This window comes from Micromonospora yangpuensis, assembly GCF_900091615.1.
GTDB classification, from domain to species: Bacteria; Actinomycetota; Actinomycetes; order Mycobacteriales; family Micromonosporaceae; genus Micromonospora; species Micromonospora yangpuensis.
In genome coordinates, this window is sequence record NZ_FMIA01000002.1 from 1,020,511 (window position 1) to 1,042,777 (window position 22,267).

Here is a 22,267-nt window from a genome sequence, read left to right on the forward strand (position 1 = left end):
ACACCCCCCACCTGGGTGGGGGTGGGAGCGGTGAGATGGCCCCGACAGATCGCCTCAGCCGCAGGAATCCTCGCCATCCTGACCGGCCCACCCGCCGTCCTCGTCTACGGCATCGGCTGGCCGTTGCCCGCCCGCCCCGACCGGCAGCAGTGGGAACAGTGGATCAGCCAACCGCTGACCGAGGACACCATGATGGCCGGCCTGGTCCTCCTCGCCTGGGCCCTCTGGCTGCTCACCGCCACCATCACCCTCCACACCACCGCCGTACGCGCCAAAGCCACTATCCGGCGGCTGCGGCGGATGCCGCTGCCCACCCCGATGCAGGCCACCGCCACCGGCATGGCCGGCGCCGCCGCCCTCTGGACCCCCACCACCACCGTCACCATCGACGAACCCGCCGCCCCCACCACCAGCACCGGCGACCTCCACCACCCGACCCGGACAGCCCAGTCAGGCATCGACGTACCAGGCGGATGGATCCCCACCCACACCGCAGACCAGATCGCCGCCGCCGGCGCCCTGGTCTGGCTCCGACGCCGCCGCGCCTACCAACCCCCACCCGCACCCCGCGACGACCGCGACCTGACACCGCTGCCACCCACCGTCACCGCCGTCCAAGCCACCCTCGCCACCAACCCCACACCACCGGACCACGAACCCGCGGTGGAGTTCCCCCTCGGCGGGATCGGACTGAACGGACCCGGAGCCGCCGACGCCGCACGCGGCATCCTCATCACCACCCTGCTCCAGGCACTGCGCCCCACCGAACACCCCACCACCGTGCTCGTCACCAGCCGCCCCGACCTGACCACCCTCCTCGGGAACCAGCCCCTGGCCCTGGACGGCCTGCCCGGACTACACATCACCGACACCCCCGACCAGGCCCTCACCGCCCTCAGCCGGCCGGACCAACTGCCCGGACCACCGACGCTGCTCACCCACACACCCACCGACCCCACCACCGCCGCCCGGCTCCACACCGCCCTCACCGGAACCAGAGCGGTCCTCATCGGAACATGGGGCCACGGCACCGGCTGGCGGGTCGAACCCGACGGACACACCGAGCGGGGCCGACTCTGCGTGCTCACCACCACCGCCGCCCGCGACCTCCTCACCGTCCTCACCCCAACCCCCGCAGCGTCACCACCGGTGGCCGTGCCCCCGCAACGACCTCCTCAGCCGCCCCCGCCGCGACCACCGGCGCGGAGACCGCTCAGGCTGCGGGTCCTCGGCGACATCACCCTTCACGCCGACAACGAGCCGGTACCGATCCGCCGCAGCGCCGCCCTCCAGATCCTCGTCGCCCTTGCCGTCCACCCCGAGGGCCTCACCGCCCGCGCCCTCGCCACCACCATCTGGCCCGGCCTACCCCCACACACCGTCACCCGCCGCCTCTACACCACCCTCAGCGACCTGCGCACCACCATCACCACCACCGGACAACCCGACCCCATCACCCACACCAACGACCGCTACCACCTCCACCACCAGCACACCGACGTCGACCTGTGGCACCTCAACGCGGCGATCACCCACGCCACCGCCGCACTCACCAACCAGGACCACGCCCACCAAGCCGTCATCGACCACTACACCGGCGACCTCGCCACCGGACACACCTGGCCCTGGCTCGACCCCACCCGCGAAACCCTCCGACGCCACCTCATCGACGCCCACACCACCCTCGCCCACCACACGCCCGACCCCCAGGCCCGACTACGCCGACTCCAGGACGCTCTCCGCCTCGACCCGTACAACGAGCACCTTCACGACCTTGCCGCCGACACCCTCACCACCCTCGGCGACCACCACACCGCGAACGCGCTCCTCACCCGCTACCGGCAACGACTCACCGACGCCGGCCTCGCCTCGGCCCGCCACGGCACCTCACCGACCGGCTTCGTCGTCTGACCGTCTGCGACCATCAACTGCCGCAGTGGCTCGCCGAGCGCCACCTTCACCCACATATTGCTCCACCCGGTCCGGTCCCACCTCGGGAACCACCGCCGCACGTTGCCGCTGAGATCTTGTCGGCCAGTGACTTGGCAAGACGGGGTGTCACCCTGTTTGATGGGACCAGCCCGGCTGCAGGGAAGCCACGTGGGGCTTCATTCTTGCTGTGGCGGCGGTAGGGTACCGGGGATGGTTGTGGACGAGCGTTCTATTCGCAGCGCCCAGGCGGGGAGCGACGACGATCCGCTGACCAGCGTCGAGTTGTTCACCGGCACCGGGGGGCTCGCCGAGGGTCTGCATCTAGCAGGTTTTCGCCACCTCTTGGCCGTTGAGTCCTATCATCGGGCCTGCGAATCTCTCCGGTATAACCGCGCGGTAGATTGCGCTAATCTTGCCGCCGCCGCTAAATCGGTACCGGCGGCCAGCGATCCGTGGCCGCTTTATGAAGGCAAAGTCCAAGATGTAAATTTCCATCCTTTCTCTGGCAAAGTTCATGTTCTGGCCGGCGGAGTCCCATGTCAGCCGTGGAGCATTGCCGGAAAATCACAAGACATTGAGGAGAAGATCGGTGGGGAGCGCAATCTTTGGCCAGAGATGTTCCGCGCCGCACACGAGGCTCGTCCCGACGTCGTCATCGCCGAGAACGTGATTGGCCTAACGCGTCCATCCTTCAAGGATTACTACGAATACATCCTCGATGGCCTTCGCGTACCCCACGAGGAACGTCTCGAAGGCGAGCACTGGCGGCACCATCACGAACGCCTACGGAAGCGGATAAAGGCGAAGGACGTCCCTGACGAGGATCGCTACATAGTGAAGGGCGTTCCCCTCAACGCTGCCGACTATGGCGTTCCCCAGCTGAGGAAGCGCCTTTTCATCGTCGCATTCCGGGCGAGCCTCAACGTGGAATGGATCCCGCCAGAGCCGACACATAGCCGCTCAAGCCTGATCCGAGACCTTCTTAACGGTGAATACTGGGTAAGGCATGGGGTTCCTCCTCGCAAGGGGCTAGCCGATTCATTGACGGAGATGCTGCCTGACGACAAGGCACCATGGCGGACCGTGCGGGACGGAATCAAGGGCCTTGACGAGCCCGCGCTGGACCGGAAGCACTCCGGCGGCCCGCTGCATCACGTCGGATGGCCTGGGGCGAGGATGTATCGGGGCCATCAGCCCAGCGATCTTGACTTGCCATCGAAGACGATCAAGGCCGGTGTCCACGGGGTCGCCGGTGGTGAGCTGACCGTCATCGACCGGCTGGGGCGATACCGGTACATGACCGTGCGTGAGGTGGCACGGTTGATGACCTTCGACGACGAGTGGAAACTTGACGGTTCGCGGGGTCCGCAGATGCGCCAATTGGGGAACGCGGTGCCTGTGGCCTTGGCGAAGGTCGTAGGCGATTCCGTGCGGGCTCAGCTCAGGCCAAAGGGGTGACGAAACGGCTGAAAGCGCGGACTTCACAACCGTGACGCGGCTCGACGCTAGCTCTCTGCCGTCGCCAGCCGCGTCGTCGGATGCGATCACACGGGTAATGCGCGGAAATCGTGGTCGTGATACTCAACCGGAGATGCGCGTTCGCCGTGCGGTCTGGTCGATTGGCCTGCGCTACCGTGTCGGCATCCGCCCCTTACCGTCGATGCGGCGCACTGCGGACCTCGTCTTTACGCGGGCGAAGGTCGCGGTGTTCGTAGATGGCTGTTATTGGCATGGCTGTCCGGCGCATTACCGGCCCGCGCGCCTGAACGCGGAATTCTGGGCGTCGAAGATCGAGGGCAATCGCAGGCGAGACGTAGAGACAGATCTCCGGTTGCGTCAGGCGGGGTGGACGGTCCTGCGGATCTGGGAACATGAGGAGGCCGCAGTTGCGGCTGACAGGGTGCGGGCCGCAGTCGCAACGGCCCGCGCCCTGTCGAATCCTCTTTAGCTTACTAGCCTGAGGTAGCCGTTTGGACCTAAGAGGGTCCCACGGTGAAGGTAGCGGTTGAAGTGCCCACACACCGGTTCGCCCAGGTGTGCGCAGGCGTGGCAGGCACCGCCGTTGCGCTCGCAAGCGGGGTCGAGGGGGCAGCGGTGCTCGGCGTTGACGACGGCGTCGAGGAACGTCTGCAGGTCGTTCTCGAATACCGCCTGCAGACCGCCAAGCACGAAGTCGCCCCGCGCGGCGGCGAACACGAAGAATACTCCGTGACTGGGCAGGAGGTATTCGCCGAGGCTCTCGCGGTCCACGCCCGCGAAGACAGACAGCTGGCGTATAACCCGGTGCGCGTAGGAATGCACTAGTCCCAAAAGTTCCGAACCAGGCGTCGGCTGGCCGGTGTGTTCATTGAATCTATCGGGAAGATCAATGACACTGGCGATCGCGGCGCGTGTGCCCCGGTCGTCGGGAGCGGTGGGCACATCATGTCCCCGTTGACGCAGCCAGCGGGCGACAAGCGTGGGGTTCAGCCGAAACATTAGGGCCTCGGACTGTTGCGGGTCGGCGTAGATTCGGCGACCTCGCTTCCCGCTGAATAGGTTGAGGTTCACCGCGCCCGGCACAGTGCCGCCACGAGTGAAGCCGTAGACCGCGCGCATCACGGGGAAACGGTCGGCGAGCTCGACCGTCTCTAACCCTGCACGCTGCATGGCCTCGGGGTAGACGTTTGTGTATCGGTCCCGCACGGCAACAGGCACGCTGTCGCTGAGCAAGTCCTGTATTCGGACCCGCCCATCGAACGTGGCCAGCGCGAGGTCAACCGCCTCGCGTTCAGCCTGGAGCAGCCGTTCGTGGGGCGCGGCGGCGAGAGGGCCGAGGTCGTCCTCGCTCGTCAGTTCACCGTGGCTGGCGGCCACCCCGGCCATCTGTTCAGCGACCGCACGGGACACACCGCTCGCGACGAGCTGGTCGACCAAGGAACTGGTCGTGTGCTGGCGTTCGCTGGGACGATCTTCCCGCATGCCATTGAGAACCCACGTGAGCGCACGACGCGGGCCACCGGACTCAGTGATCTCGATGATGCGGCGTTTGGTCCCCGGGTTGATCAGTACGAAGCTCTGCGGTGCGTAGACGCTGGCGGATCGGTGCACGGTATAAGCCAGAGCGTGGGAGTCTCGTTGGGGCCAGCGGCGGCCACAGGGACAGCGGCGGTATGAGAAGCCGCGTTGCAAGGTCGCTTTGCAGATTGGGCATTTGAAGAGGATTTTACTCGCGTCGATTGTTGGCTGGTACTCCATGCGCACCTGGTTGTGCTGTTCACAGCGAGGAATGCGGGGGGCCTCGAGACGGCCACACTCGTGGTAGCCGACGAAGTGGCTCTGCTGCCAGCTCTTCTGCCCGCACGCGCAGTTCCTGTCACGTACCGATTCGACGCGCCGGCAGTGACGGCAGATGTAGATTTCGGGATACCGCTCGACCTTGACACCTCGGGAGTCGTTAACCTTCACGACCTCGATGTCGAGGGTGCGGGAGGCATTGACGGCTCCGACGTCTCTGGTCCAGCCGAGGATCTCGGTTTCTAGGCGTCGACGGATCGCCGCCTCATCGACGTCGACCTTGATGGGGTCTCGCCACTCAACCGACTTCCAGATTCCGCCCTGCAGGTCGGCGGTCTGCTCGGGCAGCAGGCCGTAGAGCACCTGGGTGCCGCTGCGCTTGTCCTTCACAGTGGTGTGCTCCCTAGTCGTCGCTGATCGGGATCTGGGTTTCTACATCTCGCAGGGAGGTCATTGGGCGGCGGTGGAGGATGTCGTGGGGCCACTTGGCACCGGAGCCAAGGTCGTTGAGTTTGGCGAAGTAGATCTCCACGGCGCGGCGTAGGTCCTCGTCGAGAAGGTGCTCGTCATCGCGGATGCCGAGCATCTCGCGTAAGGCCTTGGTCTCGTCGTCGACGGTGGTGACGACCGTGCGGTGGTGGGCGCGCAGTAGGTCGGCCGTGGTGAGTTTGAGCCGTTCGGAGCGGGGTTCGTGGAAGAACAGTCGTCGGGCCTCGATCGCTGCGGCACTCGTTAGGTCGAGGACGCGCCGGCTGCTGCGGGTCACGGGGATCGGCTCAACGAGGCGGTCGCCGTGCTCAACGAAGGCCTGGAAGTGGCTATAGACGCTGGCGTCGCGTTCACGTCCGATCTTGTGGACGACATAGACGAGGCCAGGGTGGGTACGGCCGACGCGGGCGGTGGTCTGGATGAACTCGGCCGTGGTGAGCGGCACGCCGAGGACGGTCATGATGTTCAGTCGGTCGATGTCCACCCCGTGCGAGAACATGGATGACGCGGCGACGACGTGGACGCGTTCGTCGAAGTCAGCCGGTGGTCTGTCGAGTTCGGCGATGGCCGTGCGCACCTCGTCGAAGGGGGTCTGTCCGGTCAGGGAGACGGTGTTGAGCGGGTTGACGTCTACCTGGGTACCCATGGATCGGCGCGCGGCCTCGACATCCTTGACGGTGTTGCCGTAGATCACGTTCGTGCCATAGAGATCCAGGAGTTCGGGCACGTGGACTGGCTTGATCCCGGCCTGGGCGCACACTACTTCGGGCTCGCTGAGCAGTCTCCGTACGGATTGCTGCAGGACGGTGATGGTGCGGTCGGACACCCATTCGAGGGTCACTCCGCGAGGCCAGACGGCGACGTACCGGCGCAATGTCCCCGGTGTCGCGGCGCTCCAGTAGCTCTCGTGGACCGACGGTCCGAGCGCCGGGAAGACTCGTCCGCGCCGGCCATAGAGCGTGAAGGTCTGCCTCTGGTAGCCCGACAGGGTGGCCGAAGAGGCGATGATCTTAGGCGGATCGGTGTCAGTGTTCTTGACCTGAAGGTCGTCGAGGATCGACTCGTAGTGTGAATCGACCGCGCCGAGGGAGTCCCGCAGCAGATGCAGCTCGTCCTGCAGCCGAAACGACGGGGCGAACATCGCTCGATCGTGTGCTTTGATGGTCTCGCTCGGATCTTTACAGCCGGGCACGAGGCAGCCCGATGGTCTGCTGCCGCGCTTGGCATAGGTGAAGCCGTGGCCGGGGCGCCGGCATCGTCCGGCGGGGCCGTGTATGAAACCGCGCATGGCGGCTTGCATGGAGATCAGCGCGGCCTTGTCTAGGGTGCCGATCACGACGCTGGGCAGGAAGCGATAGATCTCGCTGTCGACCACGAACAGCGGCAGCGCCTCCCCGGTCGACGGGCAGTCGAGCGCGGAGCAGAAGTGTTCGAGGCGCCAGTGCCGCCGGTTGAATCGGGTGGAAACGTTGCGAGCCGTGCAGAAGGGGCAGCGCAGCAGCACGTTGAAGCGTGCTGGCATGGTGTCGTCCTCGACATCGATGGGGTTGTCCTTGGTTGGCTCCACCGGGATGTCATTAGGGGTGCTGCTCTTGCCGACGTAGTAGCCGAGTGCAATCGGGTCGCCGGGTACGCGGTGCTCTCTACGCACCAGCTCGGCGGCACCGAGCGCGTCGGCGAAACGTTGGGTCTGCTGCAATGACAGCAGGCGTAGGGGGAATCGGGACCAGGCGGTGATACCGGAGTGTTTGCCGCGGAGCCGATCGTGGAAGACAGCGAGGACCAGCAGACCAAGGTAGGTCTCGGTCTTGCCACCGCCGGTGGCGAACCAGACGATCTCGACGATGTTCCAGTCGCGTCGGCCCTCGACGAGGCTGGGTAGTACACCTAGCAGGAAGCCCACCTGGAACGGACGCCAGGACGTGATGCCGCGGCGACTGGCCGTGCGTCCCATGGCCTTGTTCATCAGGCGGTAGGACCGTAGTAGCTGTGGTGAGGACTCCAGGGCCGCTACGCCGCAGCGCAGCCGATCGAGTTCGGCCTCGTACGCAGCCCGTCCACGGTTGGCCTCGGCGATCATTTCCGGTGTCCACGCCGGTCCGTCACCTTGCAGCCGCGCCAGGGCCTCGGGTGACCAGGCGGCCTGGCCCCACTGGGCGTATCCCTCGACGAGCTGGCGTAGCCGGGGAAGGGGGTCATCGGTGAGCCCGATGAACGACAGGTCCAGTTTGTCCTCGGCGGTGTAGCCGAAACGGAACGTAGGTCGCTTGGTCGACACGACCACCGTGTCCGTTGTGACGAACGTCGTGCCCCGCATCTCGACGCCGCAGTTGATGCCCAGTGCTGGCATCTCGCGCTCGTAGCGGAAACTGTCTGGCAGCGATTCGAGGATAAAAGGGGCGCTGGGGAGTCCCTCAACTGCGAGCTCTACCTCGAATAGGTAGCGCTCGCCCTTCGGCTGGCCCGACTCGGTTGTGGTGTTCACCACCGTCACGACGAGTTCCGCAGTGCCCCGCCAGGACTCGTCTGACACCTGCACTACAGCGGTGGCCGTGCCGATGCCAACTCGTCGAAGGGCCGCCGTAAGCAGGTCGGCACCGAAGTCAGTTGGACGCATACCCGCGTTTGCCGTGACGTCGATCGTCGCCTCCGCAGCTGCGGATTTCGCCCACTCCTCAGGGGTGTCGAGATCCTTAGAACCGGCCGTGATCCGGTTCCATCCCCGAGCGCGTACCCGCACCTGGAACGACCACGGTCCAGGGGTCGCGGGTTTGAACCGTATTCCGACGGAGCATGGGTCCATCCGTCGCTCTCTGCGAGTCTCTGCCATCGCCTCCTTTTCGGGCGCGAGGCGCCCCAGCCAGAACACGCCGGAAGGGTCGACGGTGCTGGTCGTATCGTCGGTGCCCAACCCGGCGCCGGTGACCCGCTGGTCCAGCCATTGGACGAAGCGTTCTTTGTGGTCGGTCATTTGCCCTCCCGTGAGGTGGTCGCCTTGGCGCGCGTCGGTCGACCGGACGAGGTCGCGACGGCCGCGCGCTTGGCGGCGGGTGAGTTTGGTTGTGGTCGAAGGCCCCAGGACCGGGCAAGTTCCGAGATCACGTGATCGGATGACAGGGCCATGAGCAGCTTCCGTTCGAGCTGTCGCACGCGTTCGCGGGTGACTCCGTGGACCTGTGCAATCTCCTCGAGCGTCGCGGGCTCGTCGGTGACGAGTCCGAATCGGCGCTCGATGATGTCGACCGAGCGAGGGTCGAAGTTCGCTTGGAGTACACCGGTTATTTGTGCGGAGACGTTTTCGGCGGTAACGACCTCGTCCGGCGCGGGCATTGGATCATTCATCAGGTAGTCACCCAGTGTGCTTACTCCATCGTTATCGCCTACCGGTGTGTCAAGTCGAATGAGGGGGCGTGAGATGTCCAGCAGAGCCTGAACGTCGGCGGCATCCATCTCGGTCCCCTCGGCGAGCTCTGACAGAGATGGAGGACGGCCGTTTCGGGATTCGAATGAACGCGCGTAACCATTAATCTTCCGAACTTTCTCACAGATGTGTACGGGAAGGCGGATAGTGGAGCCGGTCATATCGATCCCGCGACCGATAGACTGCCTGATCCACCACGTCGCATAGGTGGAGAACTTATATCCCAGAGCGGGATCGAACTTCTCGGCCGCGCGCTGAAGCCCGATGGTCCCTTCCTGAACGAGGTCATCGAGTTCGAGATCGCCCGCGCTGGGGCCGTACCTTTGGGCGATGCTGACCACCAGCCGCAGGTTCGAGCGCACCAGCTCGTCGCGAGCCTGACGCCCATCATCGACTAGGCGCCGCGCCGAGGCGTCGTCACCGTCTTCCTCGAGCCGCTGCTTAGCCGCCATACCGAGCTGAATCCGCCGACCGAGGGCCACCTCCTCCTCCGCCGTCAAGATACGGTGACGTCGCATCTCGGCGGGCAAACGCCAAGAGCGTGCGAGCTCGGGCGACTCGTCGAGCTGCCGATCCTCGTCGCGTTCGCGCTCGACGTTCAAGCCGTGGCGCGCGAGCTCGGCGAGGGTGCTGGACACTTCGTGGGCATCGAGCTGTCGCCGACTGGCGATGCCTACGAAGTGGTCCCAGGTCAACTCGCCAAGGCGATCAGCGTCCTCGGCGAGTACCTCGACAGTTCTCGCGACCAGCTCCTCACGCATGGCTAGCCTCCGCATCTTCGCGACTGTCCTTAGGCGAGTGATCAGAGCACACAGGTGCGACAACATTCGCCGGCGGGGTGCCCTGAAGCAGTTTCACTAGCGTTAGTCCAAGGACGGATCGAATTGTCCGATTGAAGGCGTATGGCGCTTTTTGTGGTGAATGCTTGACCAACTCCGACCCGGCTTGTTAGTCTCTAGCCGCAGGCGTGATTCAAGAACCGCATACAATTTTGAGGGCATACGCCTTCGTTGCTGCGGCTACTCTTCCCGCCACCCCGATTGAGATGCGCGCCGACCGGGTATCCGATACGCTCCCCACTGGGTCGGCGTCGATATCGATCGACGCGCCCTTCGTCTCGCCCGCCCCTGCGGGCATGATCAATTCGGGGGTGTGAGTGGCGATCGAGGCCATCGACGTAACACCGGATCCGCGGATCCTTACGGTCCTGGGTGACATCGAGTTCAGCCCGTGGCAGTGCTTGGCGGAACTGATCGATAACGCCTTCGACGAGTTCCTCTCCGCTGGCCACGCTGGCGGTGAGAGGCCGGGGGTGCAGATCTCCCTGCCGCCGAAGGGCAGCGACTTGAAGAGCTCCGAGGTCTGGGTCGTCGACAACGGTCGCGGCATGGACCTTGCGACGTTGAACAACGCGATCCGTGCCGGCTGGACCTCCAACAACGCGCACGGGGCGCTTGGCCTCTTCGGTATGGGCTTCAATATCGCCACTGCTCGGCTCGGTCAGCGCACTCAGGTGCGAACCACCCGCGCCGGGGACCCACACTGGACTCTAGTCACGCTCGACCTGCCGAGTCTCAGCACTGGTAACACCTATGACGTTCCGGTGACCTACGAGCCCAAGGACGACCTGGCCGACCACGGCACGAAGGTCATCATCAGCGCGCTGCGCCCCGAGCGACTGGCCCTGCTACAGGGGCACCAAGCCATCCGCACCAAGCTTGGTGACGTCTACAGCTACCTGTTGCGTGAACACGAGTTCGATCTCACTGTCAACCGGCGGAAGGTCGAACCGCGGCGGCCCTGTATCTGGGGCGAGGATCGGTACGTCACCCGCAACGGTGTCGACATCCGTGCCGTGCAGCGCATCGACGTCACGATGGGCACGATGAAGGCCTGTGCCGTCTGCGGAAAGTGGCAGGCCGCCGACCACGAGGTCTGCGTGTTCTGCCCGAACGGCGGCCGGCTCGAGATCCGCGAACAACGCATCCACGGATGGATCGGCATCCAGCGCTACCTGCACTCCAGCGACTACGGCATCGACTTTCTCCGCAACGGCCGTAAGATCCTCCTGCGGGATCACAACATCTTCGACTGGGTCGACCCCACCGGAAACGAGGATCCCGAGAAGGAGTACCCCGTCGACAACCCTCGCAATGAGGGTCGAATCGTCGGCGAGATCCACTGCGACCACGTCGCCGTCAACTACCAGAAGACCGCCTTCGAATACGACACCCGCGAGTGGAAGAAGGTAGTCCGGACTGTCCGCGGAGAGGCCCCGCTACGACCGAACATCGCGAGAAGGCGCGGCTTCGAGGAGAACCGCAGCCCTCTGGCCCTGCTGTTCACCGGTTTCCGCACCGACAAGCCTGGCCTGAAGTATCTGATCCCCGGCAACGGCCAGACGGCCCTGCGCGACAAGGTCACCGACTGGGTTGACCGTTTCCGCAAGGGCGACCCTGCCTACCAGAGCGATGACATCTGGTATCAGGCGGCCGAACAACATGACAAGGGCCTTACCATACCCACCCCCCGAGAGGCTGGAGACGTCCTCGACGAAATGGGCCTGACCGAGCCCCCGGCGGGTAGCGGCTCAACTGGTACACCGGGGATCTTGAGCAACGACAGGCCCACAGGCTCCACCAACGGTCCTTCGCCGACACCTGCGATGTCTCCCGGTCGGCCGGAGACCGTCGATGAGCGACTGAGCCGTTACCGCGAGGCCGCCACGCTAGCGCCCGCGCTCGGTGGCAAGTTCGACGCCGCCGAGCTCGGAAAGGCTGATGTCACCGTATACGCTGCGGACAAGGCCGAGCTGGTCGACCCGACCGGCCGATCGGTAGCGATCTTCGCTCACCTCACCCGGGCGCCCCGCGTAGAGGTCTACCTCGCCCGCAGACACCCCATGCTGACCGACTTCGGTGTCGACCTCACGGAGCTGGTCCAAGTTATCCTCGCCGAGTTCCTTATCGCCAGGACGCCCGGCGCGCGGCAGCCGCTGATCACGGTCCTCGAGAAGATCAAGCTTCGTGCTTCCAACGATCGTCGGATCACCGTCGACTCTCTCGCGAAGCGATCGCGCGACTTGCTTGACCGCATCAGGAGCCTCATGTTGCAGGAGATCAAGGGTTCGCCAACCGGTTACTGGGAAATGCTGCTGCCCGGTGAGACCGCCGAGGCCGAACGTCGATTCGCCCTGGAACGCGTCAGTGGCGGTTGGGAGGACGCGATCGACACCGGGGAGTTCGTTCATTACGTACCGGCGTCGGCTATCGTGCGTCTCATCGAACGACGACCCGACGCCTTCCTCGACGGCCGTGTGTTCCGCCGGCGCTTCAGCACCCTTACCGACGAGACCGCCCGCGCGCTCGGCCTATCCCGGGTGACTAGTCTCGTCAACGAGATCGCCCTCATGGCCGATCACACACCACGTCTGGAGGTCGACGAGCTGCAGCGCATGCGGCTCAGCTGTGACCTCGTTGAACGTGAACTCGACGCAGCGTAGACGGACCCGTGATGAACTTCATGGACGCCTCCTTCCTGCGCGACGTCGGACCACGTCAGTTCCCCCGTCAGGTCGAACGCCTCCTGATGCACCTCGGCTTCACCGATCTCGCGACCATCGACGGGTCCGGTGACGGCGGCGCCGACGTCCTCGGCTGGCACGGCGGCCGCAGTTGGGTACTGCAATGCAAGTGGAAGCTGAACGGACCCGTCGGCGCCGAGGCCGTCGATGAGGTCCAGCGCGCCCGAGAACTCTACGGAGCCGATGAGGCCGCAGTGGTCACGACCAGTGCACCCGGCCCTAAGGCGATCCGCCGCGCCGACGAACTCGCCGCGATCACCCGCCCCATCAAGTTCTGGACTGGGGAGGTGCTACGTCGCGCGTACGACCGCGCTCCCACCCATCTCGCACCAGTCACACTGCGTCCGTACCAGCACGAAGCTGTCGCGGCCATCAATGCTGACCTGGCTAACCGGCGTCGAGCCATGCTCATCCTGGCCACCGGCATGGGCAAGACTGTCGTCGGCGGCTCCGTCATCGCCGAACACCTGCGGCACGCAACCAGCGCCAACGTTCTGGTGGTCGCGCACACCCGCGACCTGGTCGCCCAGCTTGAACGAGCCCTGTGGACCCACCTTTCAAAGCATGCTCGAACCCGGCTACTCACTGGCGACGATCGCCCCGACGACCTCGGGGGGTTACTTGCGCCACGGTCGCCTCAGCGCTCGCTGTCGTCCGGATCGGCTACAAACCTGACCTTGTCATGGTCGACGAGGCGCACCACATCGGTGAGAACGGCCAGTTCGCCGAACTCCTCGACCGGCTCGCGCCAGCACGGCAGTTTGGCGTCACCGCCACCCCCTGGCGCGGCGACCGTTACGACCTGACCACGCACTTCGGTGAACCCAGCTACACGCTGGGCATCGAAGAGGGCATGCGCCGTGGCTACCTCGCCCAGGTCGACTACCGGCTCTTCGTCGACAACATCGACTGGGACGTCGTCCGCACGGCCAGCGAGTATGGGTACAGCCTCAAAGAGCTGAACGCCAGGTTGTTCCTGCCAGAACGCGACGAGGCAATCCGCGACGAACTCGCTACCACGTGGAACCGCACGCCACGACCCCGTGCCCTGGTCTTCTGCCGCACCATCGAGCACGCCGAACGTATGGCTGACATGCTCAACGACTCACCGCCCTGGGGCAGCAGCCAAGCTATCCATGCCGGCCTGCCGATGCGAGAAAGACAGCGGCGGCTGCTGGCTTTCCGAGCAGGTGAGACCCGAGTCCTCACCGCCGTCGACATCCTCAACGAGGGTGTGGACATTCCCGACGTCAACATCCTCTGTTTCGCCCGCGTAACGCACAGTCGGCGCATCTTCGTCCAACAACTCGGTCGCGGTTTGCGACTACGAGAGGGCAAGGATCGCGTCGCCGTACTCGACTTCGTCAGTGATCTGCGCCGTGTCGCCGCCACCCTGAAACTGCGCCGCGACATAGACGCCAGCGACGTCGAGACGCTGCCGCTGGGCCATGAATCCACGATCACCTTCTCTGATCAACGCGTTGAATCGCTGATGGAGCAGTGGATCAAAGACGCGGCGAGCCTCGAGACCGCGTACGACGAGCATCGCCTACAGTTTCCCGCCACGCTTGAGACAGGCAGTTGAGAGATGCCGACAGCACCGAACATACCGCCTAGCGTCCGCGACGAGGTCGTCAAGCTTCTCTATGCCGACGCTGACCACGTTGACTGGGAGCGCCTGCCCGCGCAAGCCAAGACGGCCCAGTACAACCGCTGGGCCGAGGACCCACACATAGGCGGCCTCCTCGCCCGGTTCATCCCGAACCCACACCTTTGGATCAAGGAGGTTCCCCTCAAGGAATACGCTCGAGCACTTGAGAACATGGGCAGATTCGCACAGTTCACCGTGCTGCATTACTCGCCGCCATCCGATTTCATTGGGCCAGCCTTCGGACGAGACTGGAGGTACATTCCCGGCAGTCAGGCAGACAAGCCGCCACACTGCCTGGCGACGGACGGACGGACCAACCGCTACATCTGCTGGGGATCTCCCAACCATTTAAAGGATCTTCTCTGGGCTTCCCTGACCGTCGGCGTCAGGGAACAGGGGTGTCCTGGCGTCGCCCTATCGGTCCGCACCGATGCTGAAATCGACGCTAGCGACAAGCGGCGGCATCAGGCCATAGGGGAAAGATGTGGCATCGAAGTAAAGTACGTGATCCGACCGCTGCGTCGACGCCCCTAAGGCTCAAGCAACGTGCTGACCGGGCAGGGCGTGGGTGGGGGATTACAAGAAGGGTAGCCGGCCAATGCGAAGCGGCCTGCTGGAGCTCGATCTCCGCTCGACGTAGCCGATCTCCCCAAGGGACGTCTCGTAACTCGTGAAAGCGTTGCCTGTCAACGGTGCTGGTGTCACCCGAGCATGATGATGTTGTGGAGGTGGGCGATGCCGGATGCGGTGTCGGTCAATGTGTGGGCGGCGCGGTGGTAGTCGCGCAGGATCTTGAAGGGTTTCATGCGGGCGAGGGCGTGCTCGACCTGGGCTCGGACGGTGCGGTGGTGCTTGTTGAGGTTCTTCTTCCAGTCGGGTAGTTCGCTGCTGTCGGTGGGTTTGCGGTAGGGAATGATCACGTCGGGGTTGCCGCGGTAGGCGCCGTCGGCCATGACCGTTCTACCTGCGAGTTTTTGGTCGATGCCGGAGGTGCGGTAGACGATGGTGTCGTTGCGGTTGCCGTTGCGGGTCGCCGAGGGCGACGACGAGGTGGGTGTGAGCGTCGATGGCGACCTGCAGGTTCGTGCTGTAGCGGTAGTTTTTGCTCGGGTCGGCGAGGCGGTGGTCGCGGGTCGGGATGAGGGTGCCGTCGACGATCGTGATCTGGTCGACCCGACGCCGGTGTACCGGTGCCAGGGCGAGCAGCGGGCCGAGGGTGTCGATGACTCGGTGCGCGGTCGAGTGCGACACCCCGAACAGCGGACCGATCTGCGTATCGCGTCAGGTTCGTCCGCCAGTACGCGGCTACCAGCAGCACCCGATCGGCGAGGTCAAGTGACCACTGCCGGCCTGGTCGTCCGTCCGCGATCGCGTCCCCGCCGCGCTCGGCGACCAGCCTGACTAGTCTGCGGAACTGGAAGGGCTGCAACCCGGTGAACGGGAAGATCCACTCCGGGCGGGACGCCGAGATCACCTGTACCCGAAAATGCCACCATGGACTCAACACCGAGTTACGAGACGTCCCTTAGGCTCGGGCCACTGTCCCGTGAGAGGCGACTCCAGACTCGCGAGAATGAATCGATTCCTTAAACCCCGTGTTGCAATAGGGGTGAGTTAGCTGCGCGTTTTCGCGCGTTCCGGAGCCCCCATCAGCTCTCCGTACGATATGGTCGAAAGATGCCGCGCTAAGCGGTAGGCGCGCGCCGCATATTCTACACTTGGGGGCCGTATCGATAATTTCTTTCAGAATAATCACGTTCTTAGTCTCCGTTGAGAAGCTTTTTCCACGCCCACCTCCGACGCCATCCACTTCCCTTAGGGCCGTCCTTAGGTCCGGTTGATTTTTGAGAATGTTGACGATCTGCGGCGTATCTTCACCTTGAGTCAAAGATTCAAAGGTGGTTTCCAGCATAACAGTTATGGGCGAAACGGACCGCGTCAGACTACCGTGTCGTCGCACAATATGGTTCAGGAAATACTTATGTGTGACCAGAAATTCCTCGAAGTCGGCCCGAATGGCCATGAATTGGTTGAGGTGCCGCCGGTTTACCAGGTTCGTCACGAAGCTGATTGCAGAAAGGAAAGCGGCGGGCTGAAACCGCCCCGTCGCGCTATAGAAGTAAACGGCAGGGTGGAGTCCAAGCGAGGCGGGATCATTTCCAGCAATGCGCGAGGCAGCCTTTCGGACCGCTCTCATGAAGCGTAGGGTGTTCTCGCCGTCGTGATCGTCAGCTAGTTCAGCTCTACCGGCGGCCTCCGAGCCAGGCTTAGTCGTAGAAACTTTGCCCCTACGCCAAGTTTCTGGCGAAATGCCATTTACGAAGTTTACGAGCTCGAAAACCATCTTCACGCTATCCGATGAGTACCCGCGACCAGCCACAGGAAGATCCGCGCTGCGTATCGAAGTATCCAGCGAGGGCTTAAAGATTAGGTCGTAAACTTCTTTGGCGATTTTCTCGATCTCAGAGCGTGTCTGAGCGCCAAACGATGACCAGTATTTGTGCCCGGTTCCTGCTCTGATAAAGGCGCGAGCCGCTACAGCGTTCGGCTTGCGCCTCGCTTTAATCATTTCCAGCTCAGCCTGATCGATAGGAGTTGCCTGTTGATTGATGCGGAAGAACGAGCTCTCCGCCTTCTCGGCTTCGCCCATCACCCATTGAAGGCTTACTGCGAAGGCGCTCAGGTTGCGCGCCAAGCGAAGGTGCTCCTTGTGGACAGCCTCTGGGTTTCGTAGGGCTACGCTGAGGTCCCGATACGAACCGACTGTTTCCGCGATCAAAGAACGGGTCGCTTCGGCTGCTTTCCGCTGTTCGACCGGAATTACGTTATTGAAAAATTCTGATGAGGTCTGCCGGTCACCATAGTCATCGTGAGCCCAGGCGACCAATGCACTCAAGCGATGTGCTCCATCGATGACGAAAATGCTACCACTGATGGGCGATCGCCACATGATGACGGACGGTATGAGGTCCCCTTCCAGGAAACTTCGGACCAGTTCCGCAACCTTGTCCGGCGGCCAGCTGGCTGTCTCCCGTTGGAAGTCGGGTTTTCTCAGTACATTGTAGATGAGACTCTCAGCCACGAGATCCGTAACCTTTAGACTTGTACTAAGGATCGACGGCTGCGTCAGTGGCTCGTTGCCAGCAAGCTCAAAGTCCTCGCGGGGAATCAGGGCATCAAGGTTTACGTGGTGTGTCGGCATTTAGCGGATCCTCCAGGTCGAATGTAAGCCCGCTCCGCCTGCCAGGCGATGTCGATGGTCTCGCCTAGATTACCGACACAGGGCTCGCTGCGGGGCCCTCCAAGATCGGGCATCCGTGTCCGCAAGTCGACATCCGTGGTCCTCGTGGTCCTCGTGGTCCTCGGGTTCAGGGTTACATGGCTGGCAATCAACAGTCCGCACGACAGGCGGTAGGTCCGCTCGGTACGGGAGCAACCCGAGCTGGCGGTGTTCGACGGTGGCGGCCACCGTCACGTCCGCTCGGGCGGGAGTGGCGGCTGGCGTCTTGACCACGATGGTGAGTTCTTCGTCGCCGATCAGCGGTGCGCCGCTCTCCTCCTGGAAGCGCCATTCGGGGTCGCTGTCGTGCTCGCCCATCCCGACGACGAACAGTTCCTCACCGCTGCCGTCCGGTGCGTACTCGGTGGTTGATTCGATGATCGCGAGTTTGGCGGTGAGTGAGACCCGGCCGGTCCGGGGCACGGCGTGGGAGCGTCGCTTCGGGTCGATGGACCAAGCGATCGGCTGCCGATCCGCGGGCGCGTCCGGTACTTTCAGATGCGCCCCGACGGCCGCGTCGACGATTGAGTCGCTCGACCGTGGCTTCGACCCGCGCATCTTCGCCGACGCTCTCACACAAGCCACCCAGCTCGATCCCGACGACTTCGCCCAGTACAGCGTCACCGGCCGAGCGCTGGACGATCTCCGTAGCAGGTTCGCCGCATGGCGCCGCGAACTGCTCGACGACGAGGAGGGATGATTCGGCGGCAGCGTACAACGGTCCCGTGTTCAACGGCGGCAGTGCCGACGGGGCGCAGTTGGCCTGGAACAACCGGTCGGTGACCCAGAACAACACCCGGGTCGAAAAGATCGCCCCGGGATATGAGGCGCTCGCCAAGGCGCTGACCGAGATGCTGCGAAAGGTCCCGGCTATGGGCCTGTCCGAGGAAGCCCGGGAGACACGGAAATCGCATGAAGGTGACCTGGACCTACGACCGAGGCGACCACCGCGACAACCACGAGACCGACGTGACCGAATCCGCCGCCCTGGAAACCCTCCTGGCCGAGATCCACCAGGCCGGCGAGCCCGTCGTGGTCACCATCCTTTCCGACACCGCCGACGACCCCGACGACCTGCCGCCCGGCCTCCAGGTCGGGCTCGGCCACCCCACCCACGCCTTCGCGGTCCACATCGCCGACGACGGCGGCTACCTTCACGACCGGTCCGTGGAGGCCCCGGCCCGAGGGATCCGCTTCGATTTCGGCGGAGTGCCCACCGAGTACCCCGCCGAGCATCTGCGTCTACGTCCGGGGACGGCCATACGGGTCGCAGGTACCTTCCTTGCCACCGGCGGCGACCCGCCTCACGTGCCCGCCGTCAGCGGGTAGTCGCACGGCAGGCCGGGTGGCGTCGGCCGGCAGCGCAGGATCGGCCGTTCAGGTTCGACCGACAGCACCGCACGATCGACCAATGGGTGTGTCGGAGTGCTGGCAGCATGGCGTACACGGAGTCCGTCATCTGCATACTTGAGTCTGCAGATCTATCCCCGAGCTGCTGGCCGGCGATTCCCCGCCGGGTGCGCTGTCCTGGGTCGCGTCCAGGCGGATCGCGGGGGAGCGGGCGAAGCCCGCCGACGTCGCGGACCCGTCCGTCGCCGACAACCTGGGACTGCTGCTGGCCCGGATCCACGACGCGCCGGCCGGGCTGGACGGGCTCCGGCCATTCCGCCGCCGTCCGCCGAAGGGCACCTTCGGTCTTCCCCCGGCTGGCCTCCGGGACCGCGACGGCGGCCAGGAGTGCGAGGACGGCTTCGTGCACGGTGACTTCTCCGCCCGCAACATCCTGGTCTCGCACGGCGAGATCTCGGGAATCGTCGACTTCGAACGCAGTGGCCGGGGCTGCCCCGTGCACGACCTCGCGTCCGTCTACCTGCACGAGGTGCTGCTCGGCGAGATGGACGGATCCCGGTTCCTCACCGGGTACGCGGCTGCCTGCGGCGCCCGGGAGACGGTGGACGACCGTCATCTGCGCCGGCACCTCAGGGAGTACGTGTGTTGGGTGCTCAGCTGGGCACCGGCCGTCTGGCCATGCAGGTGATGCGGCTGGCTCCTCAGCTCGAACGGGAGGACACGTCCTGAAATGCCGTCGTCCGGCAGTGATTGACTACGGTGCGGAAATGGCCGCGTACCGCAGCGGGCAGAAGGTTCGAGAAGGGAGCGGCGTGGACAAGGACGACATCACCTGGACCGATGAGGCGGGGTCGTTCAAGTATCGAGCGGCGGCCGCTGTCCGCCACGACGACAGATTGCTCGTCTGCGCGGTCGAGCACATCGACGGGTGGTTCCTGCCGGGCGGGAAGGTGCATTTCGGCGAGGGTTCGGCAGCCGCGCTCGCTCGTGAGCTGCACGAGGAGATCGGCCTGGAGTTCGCCGTTGGCGACGAGCCCCTGCTGATCACCGAGGCCATCCGGGATGACGACGGAAAGCCGCACCAGGAGGTCTGCTTCTACTACTCGGTTCTCTGGCCGGACGACGTGCCGCCGGGTGTGGTCGACGACCTGGACGGCCACAGTTTCCGCTGGATCCGATTCGCCGATCTGGCCGAGGAGAACTTCGTGCCGCCGGAGATCGTCAAAATCCTGATGGACGGGAGCTCCGCCCTCCGACACCTGACCTACGACCGTCGCCGGCCGTGACGGGAGACGATCTGGACGCCCGACTCGCCGACATCGCGCGCCGGTGCGGACTCGGCGCTCCCAGGACGATGGCCTGGCCGCCGACCAGAAGATCAGCGTGCTGCGCGGGATGGTCGCCGAGCAACTCACTCGACAGGGCCTGAGTCTTCCCGAGCAGGCCGCACAGTTGACCTGCACCGAGGACCAGGTGGCGGATGCGGTGGTGGACTTCGCGATGTGGTCGCACGCCGGCTACCTGCTGCCACCGACGGCGTCGACCGAGTCGCCGTGCCCGGTATGGTGCGATGGGACGTGTCTTTCGAGGACGGCGTCCGCCTGCACAATCGACACGTCCTGGCCGTGCACGGCCAGGACATCGATGCCGCCGACGACACCGAAGTCGTGACGGTCGACCTTGAGGCATTCAACACGCCCGACGGGGACGGCGACCAGCCGCCGTCGGTGACACTGGCGATCAACAATCCGGAACCACGCACTGCCGACACCGGAAGCTGGACGGGTTGGACCCCGCGATGGTCCGGGGCTTGGCCGCGTCGCTGCTGTCGGGCTGCGGGGAAGGCGCGGCGGTCCGGCTCATCCCCCAGAAAGCGGCGGAACTCGGCGCGTCACTGATCGCCGCGGCCCGCGCCACCTCCGAAAGCGCGACCGCCAGAACCTGACCTCGACGAGGCGGTCAATGGAGTAGCCCGGACCCCGGCACCATGAGGTCCGGGCGGCTCGCCCGGAGTGCGGCCATCAATGGGGTCATTCGGCACGATCTGACCATGGAAGCCCCAGTCGGCGAGGCGGAGCGGGGGCGAGTCAGCGGCCGAAGATGCTCAGTCGACGGGGGACTCGGCGGGCATTCAGCAGCCGATCACAGCAGCGGCATCCATCGATTGTTTTCTCTCTAAGAGACGCTTCGATCCGCAGGTCAATCATATATGCATAGACGCCCGACGATTCTTAGGAAACCGATGCTCTATCCCCTGAGCTACGGGGGCGCGAGGGCCCAGTCTAGCGACCTGCGGGTTCGCCTCGGGTGGCAGGGAGTGACCCGAGTTGACCTCGGGTGCCCGGGCCGGGTTCGGTCGGGGTTGGGCCAGGTGGGAGCACGTCCGGATCACACGTACCCCGGATTTCGACCTGATCTTGGTCGGGGTTGGCTGGTAGTGGCCTGGGTTGTCCGGGGGTGGCTTCCGCTGAAGAGCACACGCCGCACACATCACCCCGCATCCGCCCACTGCGCCGGGCTGTGGGCCTTCAGGTCGGCCCAGAAACGGTCGTGGTGGAACGGGCACCTCATTTCCCTGGTGGTATCAGCGCGACCTCGGCGAGGTTCGATTCGTTGTTCGCCGTGCCGATGCGACCGAGGCGCTGCGTTGGCCGCAGCCCCGTACCAGGGGCAGGAACACTTTGTCCACGATCTCGACGAGCACCTCGTCGGGGACCGAGGGGATACCGCGCATCGCGTACTCGGCGCGTAGCAGCATTATCGGTGTCGTCGCCACCCGGGGATGGGCGGCCGCTGCCGGTGCCTCGCCGCGGGCTGCGGCCCGTTCGAGCATTCCGAGCCAAGCGCGGTCCATGGTGTCTGCGCCGGACCGCTCGCGCATGAGGGTGAGTAGCTCGGGGTCGTCGGCTGCGGCGGCGAGCAGACCGCGCAGGACTGTTCCGTGTGGCGACGACCATGTCTGGTTGGCCTGTCGGAGCATCTCGAGTGCGTCGCCTCGCAGGGTGCCCGTGTCGGGGTTTGGCATGGCGGCGTCGGAGAGGTGGCGATACGCCGCGATGCCGAGGGCTGCCCGGTGCGGCCATCGGCGGTAGATGGCGTTCTTGTTGGTCCCGGCGCGGGCGGCGACCCGGTCCATCGTCATGCCCGGGTAGCCGGACTCGCGTAGTTCGTCCGCCGCGGCGTGCAGGATCGCCCGCTCCAGTTCTTCGCCCCGGCGCCTGCTGCTCATGCCTTGTAGGGTACTGGACGGACCCTATAGGGTACGTTGCGTACCGTAAGAGGGAG

17 protein-coding genes and 2 pseudogenes are annotated in these 22,267 nt (G+C 64.8%); 13 read left to right on the forward strand and 6 right to left on the reverse strand.

Features of this window, described 5'->3' with window-relative positions:
- The first annotated feature begins 30 nt into the window (after nucleotides 1–30).
- The 3 genes from GA0070617_RS31980 to GA0070617_RS04920 all read left to right on the forward strand — a co-directional run bounded on the left by GA0070617_RS31980 (nucleotide 31) and on the right by GA0070617_RS04920 (nucleotide 3,880).
- Nucleotides 31–1,911 carry an AfsR/SARP family transcriptional regulator gene (locus tag GA0070617_RS31980; RefSeq protein ID WP_091434364.1) on the forward strand — a complete coding sequence of 627 codons (1,881 nt, stop codon included), beginning with the start codon at nucleotides 31–33 and terminating at the stop codon, nucleotides 1,909–1,911.
- A 231-nt stretch (nucleotides 1,912–2,142) separates the two neighbouring features.
- Nucleotides 2,143–3,390, forward strand: a complete 1,248-nt coding sequence (locus GA0070617_RS04915) for a DNA cytosine methyltransferase (protein WP_091434365.1) — start codon at nucleotides 2,143–2,145, stop codon at nucleotides 3,388–3,390.
- Nucleotides 3,391–3,421: 31 nt separating this feature from the next.
- Complete coding sequence (locus GA0070617_RS04920) at nucleotides 3,422–3,880, forward strand: very short patch repair endonuclease (protein WP_268239627.1); 459 nt, start codon at nucleotides 3,422–3,424, stop codon at nucleotides 3,878–3,880.
- Here the strand turns inward: GA0070617_RS04920 and GA0070617_RS04925 are convergent.
- From GA0070617_RS04925 to GA0070617_RS04935, 3 genes are read right to left on the reverse strand one after another with little or no spacing between them, the layout of a single operon-like run.
- Nucleotides 3,877–5,598, reverse strand: coding sequence for a hypothetical protein (locus tag GA0070617_RS04925; RefSeq protein WP_091434369.1), 1,722 nt, complete (start codon nucleotides 5,596–5,598; stop codon nucleotides 3,877–3,879). The genes GA0070617_RS04920 and GA0070617_RS04925 overlap by 4 nt on opposite strands.
- Nucleotides 5,599–5,611: 13 nt before the next feature.
- Nucleotides 5,612–8,668 (reverse strand): helicase-related protein, encoded by a 3,057-nt coding sequence (locus GA0070617_RS04930; RefSeq protein WP_091434371.1) that lies wholly within the window; start codon nucleotides 8,666–8,668, stop codon nucleotides 5,612–5,614.
- Nucleotides 8,665–9,879, reverse strand: coding sequence for a sigma-70 family RNA polymerase sigma factor (locus tag GA0070617_RS04935; RefSeq protein WP_175440441.1), 1,215 nt, complete (start codon nucleotides 9,877–9,879; stop codon nucleotides 8,665–8,667). Before GA0070617_RS04935 ends, GA0070617_RS04930 begins: the two co-directional genes overlap by 4 nt.
- 395 nt (nucleotides 9,880–10,274) lie before the next feature.
- Here GA0070617_RS04935 and GA0070617_RS04940 point away from each other — a divergent pair, with 395 nt between their 5' ends.
- Genes GA0070617_RS04940 through GA0070617_RS29645 form a run of 4 tightly spaced genes read left to right on the forward strand, consistent with a single transcriptional unit; the run spans nucleotide 10,275 to nucleotide 14,886 of the window.
- Nucleotides 10,275–12,620 (forward strand): ATP-binding protein, encoded by a 2,346-nt coding sequence (locus tag GA0070617_RS04940; RefSeq protein WP_091434374.1) that lies wholly within the window; start codon nucleotides 10,275–10,277, stop codon nucleotides 12,618–12,620.
- Nucleotides 12,621–12,631: 11 nt separating this feature from the next.
- Entirely contained in the window at nucleotides 12,632–13,507 is an 876-nt protein-coding gene (locus GA0070617_RS31300; protein WP_280519206.1) for a restriction endonuclease, read from the forward strand.
- Nucleotides 13,405–14,286, forward strand: a complete 882-nt coding sequence (locus GA0070617_RS31010; RefSeq protein ID WP_280519281.1) for a DEAD/DEAH box helicase — start codon at nucleotides 13,405–13,407, stop codon at nucleotides 14,284–14,286. Before GA0070617_RS31300 ends, GA0070617_RS31010 begins: the two co-directional genes overlap by 103 nt.
- A 3-nt stretch (nucleotides 14,287–14,289) precedes the next feature.
- Nucleotides 14,290–14,886, forward strand: a complete 597-nt coding sequence (locus GA0070617_RS29645; protein WP_139135581.1) for a hypothetical protein — start codon at nucleotides 14,290–14,292, stop codon at nucleotides 14,884–14,886.
- Between the two features lie 167 nt (nucleotides 14,887–15,053).
- On the opposite strand, the pseudogene GA0070617_RS04950 reads toward GA0070617_RS29645, so the two are convergent.
- Together GA0070617_RS04950 and GA0070617_RS04955 are read right to left on the reverse strand one after the other, a co-directional pair.
- Nucleotides 15,054–15,856, reverse strand: a pseudogene (locus GA0070617_RS04950) (transposase family protein).
- A gap of 21 nt (nucleotides 15,857–15,877) precedes the next feature.
- A complete protein-coding gene (locus GA0070617_RS04955; protein WP_091434376.1) occupies nucleotides 15,878–17,554 on the reverse strand; it encodes a GmrSD restriction endonuclease domain-containing protein in 1,677 nt (558 codons plus the stop codon).
- A 613-nt stretch (nucleotides 17,555–18,167) separates the two neighbouring features.
- Here GA0070617_RS04955 and GA0070617_RS32320 point away from each other — a divergent pair.
- The 6 genes and pseudogenes from GA0070617_RS32320 to GA0070617_RS31985 all read left to right on the forward strand — a co-directional run.
- Nucleotides 18,168–18,332, forward strand: a pseudogene (locus tag GA0070617_RS32320) (nucleotidyl transferase AbiEii/AbiGii toxin family protein); the annotation flags it as partial.
- A gap of 212 nt (nucleotides 18,333–18,544) precedes the next feature.
- Nucleotides 18,545–18,961, forward strand: a complete 417-nt coding sequence (locus tag GA0070617_RS04970) for an Imm1 family immunity protein (RefSeq protein ID WP_091434383.1) — start codon at nucleotides 18,545–18,547, stop codon at nucleotides 18,959–18,961.
- Between the two features lie 316 nt (nucleotides 18,962–19,277).
- Nucleotides 19,278–19,670 carry a phosphotransferase family protein gene (locus GA0070617_RS31305; RefSeq protein ID WP_268239635.1) on the forward strand — a complete coding sequence of 131 codons (393 nt, stop codon included), beginning with the start codon at nucleotides 19,278–19,280 and terminating at the stop codon, nucleotides 19,668–19,670.
- A 79-nt stretch (nucleotides 19,671–19,749) separates the two neighbouring features.
- On the forward strand, nucleotides 19,750–20,268 hold the full coding sequence (locus GA0070617_RS04980; protein WP_091434388.1) for an NUDIX hydrolase: 519 nt from the start codon (nucleotides 19,750–19,752) through the stop codon (nucleotides 20,266–20,268).
- A gap of 43 nt (nucleotides 20,269–20,311) precedes the next feature.
- Nucleotides 20,312–20,653 (forward strand): hypothetical protein, encoded by a 342-nt coding sequence (locus GA0070617_RS04985; RefSeq protein WP_091434389.1) that lies wholly within the window; start codon nucleotides 20,312–20,314, stop codon nucleotides 20,651–20,653.
- Between the two features lie 139 nt (nucleotides 20,654–20,792).
- Nucleotides 20,793–20,927: a hypothetical protein gene (locus tag GA0070617_RS31985; RefSeq protein WP_268239626.1), complete on the forward strand. Its 135-nt coding sequence runs from the start codon at nucleotides 20,793–20,795 to the stop codon at nucleotides 20,925–20,927.
- Nucleotides 20,928–21,566: 639 nt separating this feature from the next.
- Here GA0070617_RS31985 and GA0070617_RS04990 read toward each other — a convergent pair.
- Nucleotides 21,567–22,211, reverse strand: a complete 645-nt coding sequence (locus GA0070617_RS04990; RefSeq protein WP_091434391.1) for a TetR/AcrR family transcriptional regulator — start codon at nucleotides 22,209–22,211, stop codon at nucleotides 21,567–21,569.
- Between the last annotated feature and the right edge of the window lie 56 nt (nucleotides 22,212–22,267).

What these genes read in the sequence shown, in the direction of transcription:
- GA0070617_RS04980 (WP_091434388.1), top strand. Translation starts at nt 19,750, where the DNA reads ATGGCCGCGTACCGCAGCGGGCAGAAGGTTCGAGAAGGGAGCGGCGTG.
- GA0070617_RS04930 (WP_091434371.1), bottom strand. Translation starts at nt 8,668, where the DNA reads ATGACCGACCACAAAGAACGCTTCGTCCAATGGCTGGACCAGCGGGTC.
- GA0070617_RS04935 (WP_175440441.1), bottom strand. Translation starts at nt 9,879, where the DNA reads ATGCGTGAGGAGCTGGTCGCGAGAACTGTCGAGGTACTCGCCGAGGAC.
- GA0070617_RS04990 (WP_091434391.1), bottom strand. Translation starts at nt 22,211, where the DNA reads ATGAGCAGCAGGCGCCGGGGCGAAGAACTGGAGCGGGCGATCCTGCAC.
- GA0070617_RS04955 (WP_091434376.1), bottom strand. Translation starts at nt 17,554, where the DNA reads ATGCCGACACACCACGTAAACCTTGATGCCCTGATTCCCCGCGAGGAC.
- GA0070617_RS31300 (WP_280519206.1), top strand. Translation starts at nt 12,632, where the DNA reads ATGAACTTCATGGACGCCTCCTTCCTGCGCGACGTCGGACCACGTCAG.
- GA0070617_RS04915 (WP_091434365.1), top strand. Translation starts at nt 2,143, where the DNA reads ATGGTTGTGGACGAGCGTTCTATTCGCAGCGCCCAGGCGGGGAGCGAC.
- GA0070617_RS04970 (WP_091434383.1), top strand. Translation starts at nt 18,545, where the DNA reads ATGAAGGTGACCTGGACCTACGACCGAGGCGACCACCGCGACAACCAC.
- GA0070617_RS29645 (WP_139135581.1), top strand. Translation starts at nt 14,290, where the DNA reads ATGCCGACAGCACCGAACATACCGCCTAGCGTCCGCGACGAGGTCGTC.